This is a genomic window from Anaerobiospirillum thomasii, from assembly GCF_900445255.1.
In the GTDB taxonomy this organism is placed as follows: Bacteria; Pseudomonadota; Gammaproteobacteria; order Enterobacterales; family Succinivibrionaceae; genus Anaerobiospirillum_A; species Anaerobiospirillum_A thomasii.
On sequence record NZ_UAPU01000005.1, the window covers coordinates 751,583 to 768,686 of the forward strand.

Below are 17,104 nucleotides of genomic sequence, written 5' to 3' on the forward strand. Positions count from 1 at the left end.
ACAGTTAACGGAGACTTTGGTTTTTTCTTTAGTAAAAAAATTAAAAAAGCCTGTAATAATTTACAGGCTCTTTACCAAAGTGACTTTTACTTTAAATTAATCTACAAGAATACGCAGCATGCGGCGCAGAGGCTCGGCAGCACCCCAGAGCAGCTGATCGCCTACAGTAAAGGCAGATAAATACTGATCGCCCATCATCATTTTGCGTATACGGCCAATTGGCACATTGAGCGAACCTGAGACATAGGTTGGTGTGAGTTTTTCAAGGGTCACATCCTTTTTATTCTCAATGACCTCAACCCACTGATTGTGTGAGCTGATAAGCGACTCAATAGTAGCCACATCCACGCTCTTTTTAAGCTTGATGGTAAGTGACTGACTGTGACAGCGCATGGAGCTGATGCGTACGCAGTTGCCATCTACAGGCACAGTATTGTCTCCCAAAAGACCCAGAATCTTATTGGTCTCAACCATGCCCTTCCACTCCTCTCGGCTCTGACCTGATGGCATTTCCTTGTCAATCCAAGGCAGCACACTGCCGGCAAGAGGGGCACCAAAGTTTTCCTTAGGGAAGGTATCTGAGCGCATAGTCTCGCGTACCTTCTTTTCTATAACTAAGATTGAGGATTTTTCATCGGCAAGCTGCGCTTTGACACTCTCGTGCAGACAGCCCATCTGAGTTAAAAGCTCGCGCATGTTTTTAGCGCCGGCACCTGAGGCTGCCTGATAGGTTGATGATGAAATCCACTCAATTAAATTCTCTTTAAAGAGACCGGCTAATGCCATTAGCATCAATGATACAGTGCAGTTGCCACCTACAAAGGTTTTAAGACCTTTATCAAGGGCTGTATCAATTACAGCTCGGTTGACAGGATCTAGAATAATCACGGCATTATCGGCCATGCGCAGTGATGAGGCAGCATCAATCCAGTAGCCTTTAAAGCCTTTGTCCATAAGGGCCTGATAGACTTTCTGAGTATAGTCGCCACCCTGACAGGTGATAATAATATCCATACCCATAAGCGCATCTAAATCATAGGCATCTAAAAGTACGCTGCTGCCAAGATTTTTAACAGCAGGTGCACTCTGACCTGCCTGAGATGTAGTGAAAAAATATGACTCTACAAGATCAAAATCATTTTCACAGAGCATGCGATCGACTAAAACCGATCCTACCATGCCGCGCCAACCTACCATGCCTAGCTTTTGCATTTAAAAACCTCAAAATCAGAATTGTTGTAAATTTAATCACTGTTGTGATGGCCCTTTTGTGCAGTGCTCAATATTTATAGTACGCTCAAAGGAATTGTCATCGCTTTTTAATAATACAGTTACTTTGCGCCCAGATAAAACAATACTGCCAATTAATGGGTTATTGCACAGATTTTGTGCGTTCCTGACTATTCTATCCAGACTTTCTTCCCTTTGTTGTGCATCAACATGAGCATAAAGGTCTGCATCCTTGACTATGGTCATGATAAATTCCTGATCCTTATCCTCAATAGCTGTCATTGTGGTGTGCTCGTCAAGCTGCAAAGGCAGTGAGGCTATCATATCCTCAACTGAATTGATATCAGTGCGAAAGTTCTGCACATAGTAATAGTAGGCGGCAAAGCCAAGACAGACTATTAAAGCTATCTTGCTGTTGCGTCTGAATTTATCCTTTTTAGTTTCAATAAATCTGTTTTGTTCCTGCATGGCTGCAACCTTATGATAGTAACGTGACTCTTTATAGCGCACATCCTTGGTCTCATCTTCATCATCAACACCTCGGTTGATGGCATCAAGTCTCCTTTGAATATGCTCTGGCAGTGTAAAAAAGGTATTGTAGGAGCGGCGTTTTTCACCCTTTATGGCATATTTGGCATTTAAAGCATTTTGATAAAAACGTGAGCCGTCATTGTTCTCAAGGGCATCGCCCATAAAGCGCCCCTGATTTAAATAATGATTGTTGACACAAAAAAGTGAGTTTAAAGATACAGAGGCGGCGTAATACCTGTCGCGCGATCTGTAATCGCGTGCTGTTTTCATACTGCCCATATACTTATCCTGATAAAAGCTCTCTTTAAAGTCTGCAGCTCCATTATCTTTGGCTTTATACAAAGACAGCTGATTAAAATCCATGCTGTCTTTGATACTGTGCCTGCCATCTGCCTGCATAGCTAATATTTTGCTCTTTACAGGCAATGACAAAGGCTGCTGCATCAATAGCGTATAGATTTTATTTATATAAAGAGGATCAGGCAGATTAAGCGTGGCCTGATACACAAGAGCAGAACTGTCTTCAGTGCCCTCTTTGCTGCTGCCGCTGGTTTTTAATATAAAAAGACTCATTTATGTCACACAAAATCATGATAACAACGCGCTCTATTGTAGCATGAGTTTTAAAGTGCACTTATCTAATTTAAAGCACTACTAGCTATCATAGTAAAGCACTGTCAGACTTTATTAAAAAGCCCCACAGCGCTTATGGCGCACAATGTATCATTCAGGGCCTTATTTGCAGGTACATGATTTAACAGCATGTGTAACCAGAGCCTGCAAAGTGCTCATTATTTACATCATTTCTACAAAAGGCTTTATATATGTTATGATCTTAGACAATTTTTTTGTGTATCGTGCAATAGATTTTCAAGAGAGATTTATGTCTACTATACTCACTGGCAAAGATGCTCCTTTAGAGCAGACACTAGAACATTTTACCGACGTTGCCCGCAGATTAAATCTGGATATTATTGAAGATAACTGGTTAAACCCAACTGACAATTTATGGTCTGTAAATATCAAAGAGGCCAGCTGCCCTCAAATCTTTGCCAATGGCAAAGGTGCCTGCCGTGAGGCCGCTCTTGCCTCTGCCTATGGCGAACTTTTTGAAAGACTTGCAACCCACTGCAGTTTTAGTGACTACTATCTTGGCGATGAAAATGCCAATGCTGAGTTTGTGCATTATTCAGATGAAAAGTGGACAGAGATTACAGATGAAAATCAGGATACACTGCCCAATGAGATTTTAAATGCCTCACTGCGCAAATTCTACACACAGCACAGCTCACTTACCTTAAAGAATCTTGTGGATCTGCAGTCGTCCTCCTATAAAAGAGGCGTATGCTCCATTCCCTTTACCAATGCAAGAAACGGCGAGGTTGTCTACTTCCCTGTCAATCTTTTAGACAATCTTTATGCCTCAAACGGTATGAGTGCCGGCAATTCAGACTATGAGGCTTTGGTGCAGGGTTTATCTGAGATCATTGAGCGCTATGTTAAAAATGAAATTATAAAAAGAGGCCTTGCCCTGCCACTCATCCCTGACGGTCTGCTTGAGAGATATCCAAAGTCCTTTAATACTCTAAAGGCCTTAAACGGTGGCAATCTTAAAGTCTGTGCCTATGATGCATCCTTGGGCGGCAAATTCCCTGTAGTGTGCGTAGTGCTCTTTAATCAGCGCAATGCCTCATGCTATGCAGCCTTTGGCTCACACCCTATCTTTGAGGTGGCCCTTGAGAGAACCCTGACCGAGCTGATGCAGGGCCGCTCCTTTAGCGATCTTGACAACTTTGAGGAGCCAACCTTTGATTTGGAGCAGACCTCAGACTGTGAAAACCTTATTTCACACTTTGTCGACTCAACAGGCGTGCTGCCAATTGAAATGTTTAAAAACATACCTGACTTTAGTTTTGTGTCCTGGGATTTTACAGGCTCAACCCATGATCAGTACAAAGCTTTGCGCTATATGGTCGACAAGCTTGGATTTGATGTCTATGTGCGCTCCTATAAGTTTTTAGATATCCCTGTCTACAGAATTATTGTGCCTGGCATGTCTGAGATCTACCCTATTGATGATCTCATCTACAATAACAACAATCAGGCCATTCTCTATCAGGAGGCCCTTATGACCCTGCCAGAGACGCAGGAGGATAAGGAGACCTATGTCAACTACCTTGATGAGCTTGAAAATGCGCAGTTTGCTGATGAGGCCTCATTATGTCAGATTTTAGGACTGCTGCCAGATGCCGGCAGTGCCTGGGAGAGTATGACTGTAGGCGAGCTTAAATGCTCTATTGCCATCTGTGCCGGTGAATTTGAAAGAGCACTTGAGTATGCCCGCTTTGTAGCCACCTTTGGCAAGCATAATTTAAGTTTGGAGCGTCTGCGTCTGTATCAGTGCCTTATCAAGAAACTTGAGCTCAAGCTTATGTCAAATCTTAAAGAGAATGACTACTCAAAGGCACTTGAGACCATATACTCTAAAAAGACCTCAGATTGTGTACAAAGCCATCTTGACGGTAATGAGCAGTTCTTTAATCTAAATGCCACTGATTTGAATCTCAAGGGCTTTTTATCCCATCAGGCTCTTATCCGCATTTATTTAAAGTTAAAAGAGCAGGATGCTAAAAAAAGCGGTAAGAAAAATGCTTAAAAAGATAAAGATTGCAGGGTTTGCCACCCTGCTTGCTCTGTCCCTTACTGCCTGTCAGACAGCAGATCAGAGCTATAAAGCAGGCTATGATCAGCTACTTTTGCAGACTGTCTATGATAAAATTAAAATCACAGGGCGCATTGGCCTTATAAGCAAGGCACAAAAGACAAGCTTGCGCTTTGTACTTGAAAAGGATAAAAATCTAAAGACTCTGCACCTTCTCTCCCCTATTGGCCACACTCTAGCCTCTTTGTTTATAACCGATAACTTTGTCAGATTAAAAAGCTCAGATGGTCAGATAGATGGCACCTCCTTAAAAGATGTGCTCTATGAGGCAACAGGTATTTCTCTGCCTGATGATAATATTCTTGCCCTTATAATGGGTGCCCTTGATGAGGTGACCTTAGATAAAAAAGGCTATCCTCTAAAGGCTCAGGTTGGAGATTTTTTTATAAACTATAAAGGCTTTGCTACAAGACAGAGTCTGATGCTGCCATCTTCAATTGATATAAAGCACACAAACTACAGGCTTAAAATTGCGCTTGATGATTAAACTTATATAGGTTTTACTATGCACTTTTCATGTATAAGCCCCTGTAAATTAAACCTGTTTTTATATATTACAGGCAGACGTCCTGACAATTATCACAATCTGCAGACTCTGTTTGTAATTTTAGACAAAGGCGATAAGATGAGCTTTAATTTATCTGATACTGATGCAGACAGTACAGATTATGCCTCGCTTATTGACATTAAAGGCCCATTTGACTTTGCCAAAGAGAAAAATCTTATTTTTAAGGCAGCCCTGGCCTTTTATAAAAAATATGATATAAGACGCCCTTTGTGTATTGAGGTTGAAAAATTCATACCAGAGGGGGCAGGTCTTGGAGGCGGCTCATCAAATGCCGCAACCACACTGCTGGTGCTAAATGCCATGTGCAGGATACATGCCACTGAGGATGATCTTATAGATCTTGGCAGGCAGCTTGGGGCAGATGTGCCTGTATTTATACATGGACATGCAGCCTTTGCGCAGGGTACAGGCGATATTCTGCATACTGTTGATATTGATGAAAAATACTACCTTGTGGTCACACCAAAGTGTCATGTCAACACATCAGAGGTTTTTAAAAATAAAGATTTAAAGCGCGACTGGCCGGTACGTGACTTTAAAACCCTTATATCTTTGGGCTATTACAATGAATTTACCAAAAGTGTCGCAAATATTCACTCTTTAGTTGGACAGTGTTTAATAAGCTTGGTAAAATATGGCCCTGCACATATGTCAGGTAGTGGTTCTTCTTGTTTTGTAGAGTTTGACACATTAGAGGATGCGCAAAGAGCTCTTGATGATCTCGATACATCGCTCTATCGCAGTGCTTTTGTGGCAAAGAGTTGCAATACATCATGTACTACACTGTCAATATGTCACAATTTTTAAACTTATCTTTACCACTCTCAGGGTCTTTTTAATATGGCTGATATGAAGTTGTTTGCAGGTAATGCAACACCAGAACTTGCAAAACGCATTGCTTCCCGTCTTTATACACGTCTTGGTAGTGCTACTGTTGATCGTTTCTCAGATGGAGAAATTCACGTTGAAATCAATGAAAATGTCCGTGGCTGCGATATTTTCATTATTCAGTCAACCTGTGCTCCAACCAACGATAACCTAATGGAATTAATTGTGATGATCGATGCTATGCGTCGTGCTTCAGCCGGCCGTATTACCGCAGTTGTTCCATACTTTGGCTATGCTCGTCAGGACAGACGTTTAAGATCTGCCCGCGTGCCTATTACTGCCAAGGTAGTAGCCGACTTCCTGTCATCAGTTGGTGTTGACAGAGTTCTGACTGTTGATCTGCATGCCGAGCAGATCCAGGGTTTCTTTGATGTGCCTGTAGATAACTGCTTTAGCTCTCAGATCTTCGTTGAGGACATGCAGAATCAGAATCTGACCAATCCTGTTGTAGTATCACCTGATATGGGTGGTGTAGTCAGAGCCCGTGCTATTGCCAAACTGCTCAACAACGCTGATATTGCCATTATTGACAAGCGTCGTCCACGTCCTAATGTATCTGAGGTAATGCACATCATTGGTGACGTAAAGGACAGAGACTGCATCATTGTTGATGATATTATTGATACTGGTGGCACCTTATGCAAATGTGCCGACGCCCTCAAAGACAGAGGCGCTCTGCATGTTATGGCCTATGCCACCCACCCTGTACTCTCTGGCAATGCTGCCAACAATCTGCAGGAATCAAAGCTTGATGAGCTTGTGGTATCTGACTCAATTCCTACTAATGAAGCCATACGCAATCTTGGCAAGGTACGTTATCTGACCTTAGCACCAATGCTTGCCGAGGCTATAAGACGCATCAGCAACGAAGAGTCAATCTCTGCTATGTTCTGTCAGTAAAACACGCAGCTTAAAAATAATTAAATACATAAAAATCCCTGGCCAAGTCCGGGGATTTTTATTGGCCATAGGTTTTTGTACAAATCTTACCTGCGTTTAGCACTTTGTTTTTAGAGAAAGCCCATACGCATCAGTGTTTAAGTGAATTTTATTTTTTTTTCTTCACTCAAACAACACACCCCAATTTTTTCTATGCTAGTGCCAGCTGAAGCGAAGCAAGTCTGTCTTGAGAAATGAGATTTTCGGAAGGATGGAGTTTTAGAGCCTTTTTTATATAAAACCTAAATTTTTCATGCAATATATAGTAGTTTGCCCAGCCATTTATATTTACTGATCATTTTTTAAATAATTTACTGTTAGCAATGATTTTTTTAGTAAAACTCATTGCTTTTTTATTGTTTTTCTGTATACTATATATTACCAGTTTAAGTTATTTGTATAGTAGTGATTTTAGGGAGCTTTTCATGATTTATTACGAAATAACATATGCTGTTCCTCAAAGCAGGTGCTATACACAGTCTGAAATACGTGGTGGCAGGCCTATTAAATATCTGTATATGTACACTTCCTTTTTTAGAAATGAAAAAGGACAGTCCCGCAATAAGTCTGTTATCGTTGGTCGAGTCAGTGAGACTGATCCAACACTGTTTCACCCTAATGACAAATATTTTGCTATTACCGGTGCGGCCATCCCTCAGGTGGTATTAGATAAAAAGGAAGAGCGTAAAGCTAAAAAGCAAAAAAGAGGTTCAAAGATTACATCTATATCTCATGGTGTACCTGTGGTTAATGGTGATGTTGTTAAAGGCAGCTCTCTGATATTAAAAAAGATTTTTGAAAATACAGGTTTGAGTGACTGTATAAAAAAGATCTTTGATAAAAAAGAGTCTGACTATTTAACTGCAACAGCGTGTCTTATAGCCTCTGGTGATTCAACCATGAGTAATATTGATGACTTTTCAAAGACATTTGTCTTTGATGAGCCTGAGATTGGCTCTGTTAGTGATTCAACAATATCAAGGCTGTTTTCTCTTTGTGAACAGGAAGATATAGATTCATTTTTCGAATTATGGCTGAAAAAACATATGGATCTGAATGAGGCAATATGTTACGACGTAACTTCATTTTCCTCATATGCACAAGAGATACAGCATGCTGAGTTTGGTTATAACAGAGATAAAGAGGATTTGCCACAGGTTAATCTTGGCATGTTCTCAAGTATAAAAAGTAAAAAGCCACTGTATTATTCAATGTACAATGGCTCTCTGAATGATTCTACGCAACTACCATACGTAATCAATGATGCCAAGCGTCTTGGTATCAGCACGCGCAATGTCTGCACCTTTGACAGAGGTTTCTTTAGCCAGAAAGGTATTACTTTTCTTGACAATGCTGGGCTAAAACTCATTGTTGGTGTTTCTCTTAGCAGGTATAAGCAAGCCCTTGAGGTTATTGAGGCTCTGTCTAACTCTCAGGCATATAGGTTGCCAAAATATGAATTGTCTGAATATCCAGGAATTTACGGCCATCACATAGAGCATACAATAGAAGATGTAAAAGGGGTCCTGCATATTTACCATGATATGAATAAGTGTTATGACGATAATAAAATACTCAGTCAAGAAGTTGCCGCTGAGATTGAAAAAATCAAGGAAGTTAATGATGATGGTATGCCAATAACACAAAGAAAAGCTAAGTCTCTGTGCAAGTTTCACAATTGCATAAAAGATGACAGTAACCCTTGTGGATACGTATTTAAAGAGGATGAAGATAAAATAATAAAAGCTCAGAAGCTGCTTGGCTTTTTTGCACTGTTTACTACTAACTCTGATCTTAGTGGCGCTGATGTACTGTCTGCCTACAGGCACAAAGATGTGCAGGAAAAGATCTTTGATACTGCCAAGAACACTTTAGACTGCGATAGATTAAAAATTCATAACTCTAATACTGCAAGAGGTAAAATGTTTGTGATTTTTATGGCTCTAGTTGTACACAGCTTTATACAGGAAGTTATAAATAAGCTAAAGGTCGAAGAGCCAAAACGCTTTATTAAAATGACCTATGAGAAACTACTAAGAGAGCTTGATGATATAAGTATTAAACGCTCGAAATCGGATATTTTTCTGACCAAGGCTCTGACAAAAACCCAAAAAATCATCCTAGGTGCATTAGGTGTTGATCTGTCGGCTATAGAGCTGGTTTAAACCATGCGTTCTCTAAGATCTTGTATACTATAGGGCATGCAGAATTTAGGATAAAACTCAGAATTAACTAATTTAAGAGGCTCAAGACCCATTGTCAGTGCTCTATTAATCTGTCATTAATTTAGCTCATATCTTTGTCGAATTTTCTGCCTATCTTTTATTGATTCCTCTTGCTCTTCTTTAAAGTCACCATATTCTGCTCACTTTTTGTCAAAACCCAGTCTGGGCCTATTTTTTGTTAAAAATTTGGAAATAGAGGTTACCTTACGTTGAAAAATGCAGAAAAAGGTACAGATGCTTTGCTATGATTTAGGAAAAGACAGTTTTAGAAATGCCGCGGGACACTACCCTTTAGATTAGACCCCTAAAAATAGTGTCCCGCCCAAAAACGCACAAGGCGTCTTCATGGCAATAATTGTAGCAGAAGAAGATACTCTTGTTAAAGAGGTATACAGAAAATCATATAAAACTAGGAAGCGTGAGCTAGTACCAGTGCTTACGCTAAAGCCGGGCGTTGTGGTCAAATGCCGGTATTGCGGTCAGCCTATGATACGTTATGGTATAACCGGTTATAAAAAGCATATTGAAGACATTCGCTACGGAACTCCTACAAAGATCTTTCACCTGCAGATTCTAACCTGTCCCAATAAAGAAAAATGCCGTGACATAACATCAGGCAAAGATCCTCAAGGCAACAGCAATAAAGCAACCCATGTTCTGCTGCCTGATTATGCCTGCCCAGGTTTAAGAGTACAGTCAGACACAGCAGAAGATCTTGCCAAGGCCAATAAAGAGATACAGCATTTAAAGGGACAGTTTAATCACACTAACCTGTCATGGCCCAGAATAGAGCTATATATCTCTCAGAGTAAGCTTTTACACAAGCTCAAAGAAGAGTACGTTAATTTTAGATATTTTGTCATAAAAGCTCTTGGTCCCTTAGGAAAACACCTATCAATGCCCGTTGAAACGGTGCTATCTCATGCTCAAAATGTTTTTGAAACTTATAGTTTAAATTTTAACAGGGCACCTGTTAAAACCAGGGTTCTTCCCTGAAATTGGGGGTTGACCCAAGATCGCAAACGGTATCTATGGTCTTAAGCACAAGAATGCTTAAGACCCGGCCCAATTGTCAATGCAAAAACTGTCCGTCAATGACGAGCCCTTACGGGTTGGCTTTGCCAATCATTGACTGTCAGTCTTTTGCATTTGCTAAAGCTTTATGAAAAATCCCAAAGATTTTTCCCTTGAGAATAATTTTTATATTTCAGATAAAATAAGGGCCCTGACAACAACTTTACCCGACCAAAGGAAAGAATATGACAGAGCCTAGTGCTATTATAATAAATTCCTACACTGCTGCCAATACAGAAACAAATGAAACTTTAATCAAAGCCAGTGCTAATGAATTAATGCACTGTAAGTTTGAACACGGCGTTCTCAATATGTACCCGGGTTGTGTAATGTCTGGTGAGCCTGAAATAGATGCTACGGCAATGACTGTTACCTATCATCTTGGCTATACGCTTTGGAGAGAGGAGCTTGAACAAAATTGCCCACTCTGTGGCTGCCATAAAGTAAATATAAAGGAATGGGGAGAGCGCACAGTAAAGGATTGCACACTAGGACCATTTGCGGTTATTTTAAAGATACGCGTACCTAAGGTCATTTGTTGTGGTTGTGATCATGCCAGGTGGCTAAAGCCAAGCTTTGTCCATCCGCATCATAGGATAACCTTACGCTTATATGGGCAGATACTGCAGCTTCTTGATTTGGGCGAGAGTCATCTAGATTTAAAGAAAATAAGCTCTATCACGGCTGTAGAGGCAGATATTGTCAGGAACATTGATAAGGCAAGGCTTATAGAGATGTTCAAAGATATAAGTCTTGAAGGCGTTAGGAACATAGCTATAGACGAGATAAGCGTTAAAAAGCACCACAAGTATATATCAGTCATCATAGATGCCGATACCAGGCGCCTTTTGTATGCTGCCTACGGCAGAAAGAAAGATGATTTAAGGCCATTCTTTGATAGATTAAAAGAGCTTGGACTGCTTGACCAGATTGAAGGTGCAGTAATGGATGGCAACTGCGGATATCAGAATCTAGTCAAAGAGCTCTGCCCTAATGCAAAGATAGTGCTTGATTTATTCCACTGCCTGCAACAGTTTAACAGTGAAGTGGCAGATGCCATAAGGCTTGATAAAATAAAAGATTTACGCAAGGAGCTTGGCGCCATGGACGCCGGCGAGTATCAACAAAAGAAAAGTGAATACAAGAAGCGTATAAAAGATCTTAGACAGAGCAAGTGGCTGACTTACATGGGCTCAGATAAACTCAACACTCTTGAAGAGTCGCAAAAAGATCTTGTAGAAACCCTCAAACAGAATAAGACCTTGTTTACAATATCAATTTTTGGAGACCATATCAGAGATCTATGGCATAGCGGAGGTACACCTGAGCAGGTTGAAACAGAAATTAAAAACCTGTATTCACAAGCTGAAGCAACAGAAATTCCTTTACTGATAAGGTTCTGCAAGAAGCTAAAAGATTGGAGCTGTTATATTATTCATGCGGCTACAACTGGCTTAAACACCAGTATTTTAGAGGGATGCAATGCTAAATTTAAAACCATTAAAAGGGTAGCATACGGTTTTAGAGATATAGGGTACTATATATTGAAAATGCATCAGGCTCTGTCTCGAGATAGAAAATCAACACTCAAAGCTGCCGTAGTTTCAGAGCCTGTTGAAAATAATGTCAACCCCCAAATTTAGGGATGAGTCAAAACCAGAGGCAAAGCTTTTGATATACAAGGAAAAAACAAATTTAGAATTTTTGGTGTCTACTGTTGCTCGCAGTTTGTCAACGACCCACCCATACACCTAAAACATAATTGAGTGATCTCCTGCAATAACATGATAATCAAAGAGCCAGATGACAGCTCTTAGTCATTTGTTTTATAGGAGATTCTATAAATGACCAATATTAAACAAAGAATTAAAGATTTAAATGATGATCCAAAGAGTTACAGAATGAGGGTTATTGCGCCCATTGTGTCACTTAAGAAAGATGCCAATGGGAAAAATTCGAAGAAGCGTGTGGCTATGATAAAACAGGTTGCAGCAGAGCAGTGCTTATCTGTGAGAACTATTGAGCGCTGGGTTGACCAATATGAACAATTTGGTCTGCAAGGACTTGAGCCAAAGTATAAGAAGTTTCGCTCAGATATAAGGAGGTTCATCAGTTTTGAGAGTCTACTAGATGAAGCAATAGTCTTGCGCAGGCAATGTCCTACCATTTCAGTAGTTGAGATCATTAAATGTCTGGAAGAAAAACACCAAAACATAAAGGGCATTATAAAGCGCTCTACTTTACAGAGGCATTTACAGCAAAAGGTTTTTCTCGTGGGGAGCTTTTAAGAGAGCGTGAAAAAGGAGGAACAGCATTTTTCGGAGCCTATCGTAAAAAGCTCCCTATGGAGCAGGTTCAGGCAGATATTAAAATAGCTGGAAAATCATTTTGTGTTAATGAGCAGGGCATGCCAGTAACCCCATATATCCATCTATGGATGGACAATGCCTCACGCATGATCCTCGTGGCAACCATATCTGACACCCAGGATAACAGCCTGGTTCTGTCATCTTTTAGAGAGCTTGTTACAGGCTATGGTATTCCAATGAGCATTCTTACAGATCAGGGCTCTGTATATAAGAGCGCTGCAATGGAGCATTGCACCAGCACTTTAGGAGTTCCTCATAAGCGCTCAAAACCATATAAACCTCAGAGCAAAGGGGCAATTGAACGTTTAAATGGTACTTTAGATAAAGTATTAAAGCAGCTTGAAGGTATGAATAATGTAAAGCTGAGTATGGTTGAATTACTTGTAAAACAGTGGGTTGCAGAGTACAACGAAACACCACATTCAGCTCTAACCGAAAATATGGGAACAGATGCAGAGGTAACACTATCCCCTAAAGAATATTTTTACAAATATATAGAGCCTGTAGCAAGACCTGTAGATGATATTGTGAATCTGGCCTTTACTATGGAGTACTCTCGTAAGGTCCTCAAGGATGGCGTCATACACATAAAAGGCCGTTATTACAAGTTGCCTGCAAATAGCGCCAAAAGTGGAGAGTATGTGGTCGTGCACTGCTCTTTAGTGGGCAATTCAGTGGAGCTTGTACAGGAGCTTACTGAGGAAGAAAAAAAAGAAAGCCTCTCACAGAGCATGTATAAATTTATACCGCTGTATGAGCGTGAAATCAAAGAGAATATTGACTTTACCGAACGTGCATCTGATAGATCAGAAGACATGCCTCAGTCTGTGCCTGATGAAATAAAGCCAACTATACAAAGGCTCGCCCGCAGGTTGTATAAGGATAGAGATCTTTATACCACAGAGAAGGATTTTGAAGAGCAACTAAGGAAAGAGCTATTCCACCAAGGCCCGGCCTCCTATAGCACAGAGCCAGGAAATAGCTCTTTATACAACAAAAGCTCAATCAAGACAGATGAGGATAAATAATTATGATAAGCACTGATTTATTAGACTACTTTAAGATGGAATATACCCCTTTTACAAATAATATTGACACTGGCTTTCTCTATCAGACAGACATTTTTAGAGGAGCATGCCTGAAGTTAAAAATGGCCATTGAGAACAACTCATTTGCATTGCTGACCGGAGTCCCTGGTACAGGTAAAAGCACACTGCTGCGCTACTTTACATCTCAGCTTAATGAAGAAAAACATACAGTGATGTATGTATCTCTGTCTAATGCCACACCAAGGTGGATGTATATTGCTCCATTAAATCAGATGGGTGTAAAGTCAAAGTATTATGTCAATGATGCGCGTCTGCAGCTGCACAGAGAGATTGAGACATTAAGAAAGACCCACGGTAAAAAGGTAATTCTGATATTTGATGAGGCCCACCTGCTGGCTAATAAGTACAGTAAATTCAGCCTGCTTGAGGAGATTAGATTTTTACTCAACGGCAACAGCTATGACAGCGGATCACCGCTTACACTGATACTCTCAGGCCAAAAAGAGATTCTGTCTGTGCTCAAGACTGATAAGTGCAAGGCTATAACTCAAAGGATTATGTATTTTAGCTCTACGCAGAATCTGACAAATGAGCAGGTTGGCAGTTATATAGGATCTCATTTAAAGTGGTCAAGATGTCAAGATAATCCGTTTGAATATAGGGCCGTGGAAAAGATAGGCGATCTCTCAGGAGGAAATCCACGACTTATTAATAAGATCTGTATGCACGCTTTAAGCTATACATGCTTAAAGCGTGAAGAGAAGGTAACCGAAGCTACCGTAACTGAAGTTGCCAATAACGAGGTTATTGACCTAATTTTAAAGAATTTAAACTAGTGTTAAATTGAGCTTATCCTGTGAAGCTTCCAGGATAAGCTGTGCCTACAATCATAAGCCACCTCTCCCAATAATACAAGCCAATTGTCATCATTTTAATGAATATTAAGAAAATTTTTATAGTATTACGTCAGACTAATTGGCAGGTGGTAAAAACATTATTGCAATCATATGGTTATGACAAAAAAGAGCAGTTATAGACAACATATTTGAGCAGGTGGTGACACTATTATTGTAGGCACAAACAAGACAAGATTACGACATAATTGTAAGCAATTAGTGGCAACATACTTTAAACAGATATTGCCGACAAACTCGAGCAAATGGAGACAACAATTTGAGGTCAAAAAGGCGACAGAAATAAAGCAGTTAGTGTCAACAATAAAATAGCAGAAAAGCCATTAAATAAGGACATAATTATGAGCAATTTTAATGACAAACTAGCAGAGCATTGACAGCATTAAAGCCAATGGAGGAAGATCACCGGTTAGAGCTATTTTCTGTTATTGACGATAGACAACGTCTAGGATCAACAATTATTTCAACCCAACTGAATCGCAACGGGCTTGAATACTCAATGGGACAAGATACAAAGGGAGAAGCAATATGTGATCGACTGTTTAACCCATGCATTGAGGTTGAGCTAAAAGGCCCTTCCAGACGGCAGGAGATGTCAAACGTAATATAAAATAAAACAAATGTAATAAAAAAATGGTGGGCAAAAAAACCTGCCATTTTATTTTTTGACAACAAAAATATTGGATTGTGATTTAATTTTAAAAGATGCAAATTTAATTATATTGGACTAATGATTAAAATTAATGAAATTTAGTTGAATGAAATCCGGAATTCTCACTTTATAATTCTCTACCAGATACAGATAGACCCCACCATTTTTAGTTCTTTTAGTCAGATACATAAGCACCCCCGCCGTTTTATGTTCTTATTATATCATATTTGGGGTATGTGGGGTGCGTTGTAGATAAAAAATATAATTTGGCGCAAAAAAAGGCCCATTCGGGCCTGGAGACATTTTTTATATTACTTAAGTGCTAAACGCAGGTCTTAGGGCCTTAAAGTACAAAGGCGTTACTGAGTATATCAATAACGCCTTTTACATTCTTTCTAAGGCCTTTGTGAAATTTTATATGGCCTATTTATCAGTAGAGCTTTTCAAACAGTCTATTCATCCATATAAGGGCTTTTTCATAGCATGAGAGAACACGGCCTGTCTTTATATCAAGCTGCTGTGCAGCCTCTACCACTGTTCTAAAGTCCAAGGTTTCAATGGCCTTGACTAGCCTGTACATCTTGGCGGCTATACTCTCATATGTACTGCAGGCGCGCATGAGATCTTTGAGCAGCGCATCATTTATGGCCGAATCCTTGCTCTTGATTAGGAAGATCTCAAGATTTGAAAACACTCCGTCAAGGAAAGGATTCTGATCAAGATCATAACTGCCTTTAACCTTGGCAAGCAGCATAAAGAACTTGGCACGTATCAGGGCCTTTTTAAATGGCTCTAACTGCAGTCCTGAGCTTTTGGTATTGGTGGCATTTCCAAAGCATACTGTAAGCTTACGTAGCACTGCTATACCAAGATAGGAGTTGACCACTTCCTTACCAAGACAGGTACAAGCTGCATTATAGGAGTTGACGCTTGCAAAATTTATATCCTTATGGAAGAACACCATAAGTTTGATAATATCACGTACCACATCAGGAAAAGCCGTGAGCATTTTCTGCAGTCTAGCAGTACTGTCATGATGATTGTTTTTCATGGCATGAAGCAGACCTAAAAGCTCATCGTACTCCTGGCGCAACGCAGGATCCATATTCTTGCTGTTCTCAAGGGCAGCCAGATCCTTAAAATCAAAGTATGAGGTTTTAACATAGTCAGCGCCGCTGTCAAAAGCCTCTTTAAAGCCCGCTCTGTCCTTGACTCTGGTGACAATAAACTTAATCCATGGGGCCTCGGCACGCAACTGTGAGGCTAAAAGCAGCTTTTCCTTAAAATCTTCATCCATGCGAATAAGCACAAACTGAAATGATTTTATACATTTAATCCAGTCAGTTGAAAGCAAGGTGCCAAGATCTATGGCAAAGCGCATATTGTAATGGCCAAGATGGCTGACAAGATGCATGGAGGATATGGTAGGAGGCTCTGTCTTGTGTATTCTTACAATAAGTTTTCCCACAGGGAAGAACTGCATATACTCCTCAAGCTTGGGCGAGATTGGAAAGCCCACCATGGCTGATACGCCAGGACCCACAAAGTTTACCATGCTTCTTCTGTGGAAATAGCCCTGAATGATGTGCCATATGTGGCGCTCCTGCAGAGCATTGGTCTTGAGTATATTGCCTGCTGTAAATTTCAGCTCGTAGAACAGAGTCTGACCTGCATAATCGTATACAGGGACGCGTGAGAGGAGTCGACATCTGTCAACTGATCTCTGTCTTTTTAAACTAAGGTCGTCCACCCGGTGTACCTATTACTTTAGAAGTGAAATTTTATTACATACCCTTTTTTAAATTCTAGCACGCTCTATTTATTTGGCAAATTAAATGCCAATAAAATTCAATAAATTATATAAATTTGATTATGATGTCAAATTTTATTGTTCAGGTCTTTTGTTTTTAAAGCAGCCATTAAACAGCGCATTTTTGTTAACA

Annotated in this window: 14 protein-coding genes; 11 read left to right on the forward strand and 3 right to left on the reverse strand. The window is 40.1% G+C overall.

What is annotated here, in order from left to right; translation table 11 throughout:
- Positions 1–96 precede the first annotated feature (96 nt).
- Both asd and DRZ93_RS03460 read right to left on the reverse strand, forming a co-directional pair.
- Positions 97–1,212, reverse strand: a complete 1,116-nt coding sequence (asd, locus tag DRZ93_RS03455) for an aspartate-semialdehyde dehydrogenase (RefSeq protein WP_113744740.1) — start codon at positions 1,210–1,212, stop codon at positions 97–99.
- A 36-nt stretch (positions 1,213–1,248) separates the two neighbouring features.
- Entirely contained in the window at positions 1,249–2,334 is a 1,086-nt protein-coding gene (locus tag DRZ93_RS03460; protein WP_113745837.1) for a hypothetical protein, read from the reverse strand.
- A 310-nt stretch (positions 2,335–2,644) separates the two neighbouring features.
- On the opposite strand from DRZ93_RS03460, the gene DRZ93_RS03465 reads away from it, so the two are divergent.
- The 11 genes from DRZ93_RS03465 (at position 2,645) to DRZ93_RS13995 (ending at position 15,119) form a co-directional block, all read left to right on the forward strand.
- On the forward strand, positions 2,645–4,417 hold the full coding sequence (locus DRZ93_RS03465; RefSeq protein ID WP_172458017.1) for a YcaO-like family protein: 1,773 nt from the start codon (positions 2,645–2,647) through the stop codon (positions 4,415–4,417).
- Positions 4,410–4,970, forward strand: a complete 561-nt coding sequence (locus DRZ93_RS03470; protein WP_172458018.1) for an outer membrane lipoprotein LolB — start codon at positions 4,410–4,412, stop codon at positions 4,968–4,970. The genes DRZ93_RS03465 and DRZ93_RS03470 overlap by 8 nt, the downstream gene beginning before the upstream one ends.
- An 18-nt stretch (positions 4,971–4,988) precedes the next feature.
- Complete coding sequence (gene ispE, locus DRZ93_RS03475; protein ID WP_113744744.1) at positions 4,989–5,858, forward strand: 4-(cytidine 5'-diphospho)-2-C-methyl-D-erythritol kinase; 870 nt, start codon at positions 4,989–4,991, stop codon at positions 5,856–5,858.
- Positions 5,859–5,891: 33 nt separating this feature from the next.
- A complete protein-coding gene (locus DRZ93_RS03480; protein WP_113744745.1) occupies positions 5,892–6,839 on the forward strand; it encodes a ribose-phosphate pyrophosphokinase in 948 nt (315 codons plus the stop codon).
- Positions 6,840–7,303: 464 nt separating this feature from the next.
- Positions 7,304–9,043, forward strand: a complete 1,740-nt coding sequence (locus DRZ93_RS03485; protein WP_172458019.1) for an IS1634 family transposase — start codon at positions 7,304–7,306, stop codon at positions 9,041–9,043.
- 405 nt (positions 9,044–9,448) lie between these two features.
- A complete protein-coding gene (locus DRZ93_RS03490) occupies positions 9,449–10,099 on the forward strand; it encodes a hypothetical protein (protein WP_113745841.1) in 651 nt (216 codons plus the stop codon).
- 263 nt (positions 10,100–10,362) lie between these two features.
- On the forward strand, positions 10,363–11,820 hold the full coding sequence (locus DRZ93_RS03495) for an ISL3 family transposase (RefSeq protein ID WP_113745842.1): 1,458 nt from the start codon (positions 10,363–10,365) through the stop codon (positions 11,818–11,820).
- 201 nt (positions 11,821–12,021) lie between these two features.
- Positions 12,022–12,465: a helix-turn-helix domain-containing protein gene (locus DRZ93_RS03500; RefSeq protein ID WP_113745843.1), complete on the forward strand. Its 444-nt coding sequence runs from the start codon at positions 12,022–12,024 to the stop codon at positions 12,463–12,465.
- Positions 12,366–13,574 carry a DDE-type integrase/transposase/recombinase gene (locus tag DRZ93_RS03505; RefSeq protein ID WP_113745844.1) on the forward strand — a complete coding sequence of 403 codons (1,209 nt, stop codon included), beginning with the start codon at positions 12,366–12,368 and terminating at the stop codon, positions 13,572–13,574. The genes DRZ93_RS03500 and DRZ93_RS03505 overlap by 100 nt, the downstream gene beginning before the upstream one ends.
- A gap of 2 nt (positions 13,575–13,576) precedes the next feature.
- Entirely contained in the window at positions 13,577–14,431 is an 855-nt protein-coding gene (locus tag DRZ93_RS03510) for an ExeA family protein (protein ID WP_113742925.1), read from the forward strand.
- Between the two features lie 469 nt (positions 14,432–14,900).
- Entirely contained in the window at positions 14,901–15,119 is a 219-nt protein-coding gene (locus tag DRZ93_RS13995; RefSeq protein WP_113745845.1) for an ATP-binding protein, read from the forward strand.
- Positions 15,120–15,591: 472 nt separating this feature from the next.
- Here DRZ93_RS13995 and DRZ93_RS03520 read toward each other — a convergent pair whose 3' ends face one another.
- Positions 15,592–16,911, reverse strand: coding sequence for a YuxH family protein (locus tag DRZ93_RS03520; protein ID WP_113745846.1), 1,320 nt, complete (start codon positions 16,909–16,911; stop codon positions 15,592–15,594).
- Positions 16,912–17,104 lie beyond the last annotated feature (193 nt).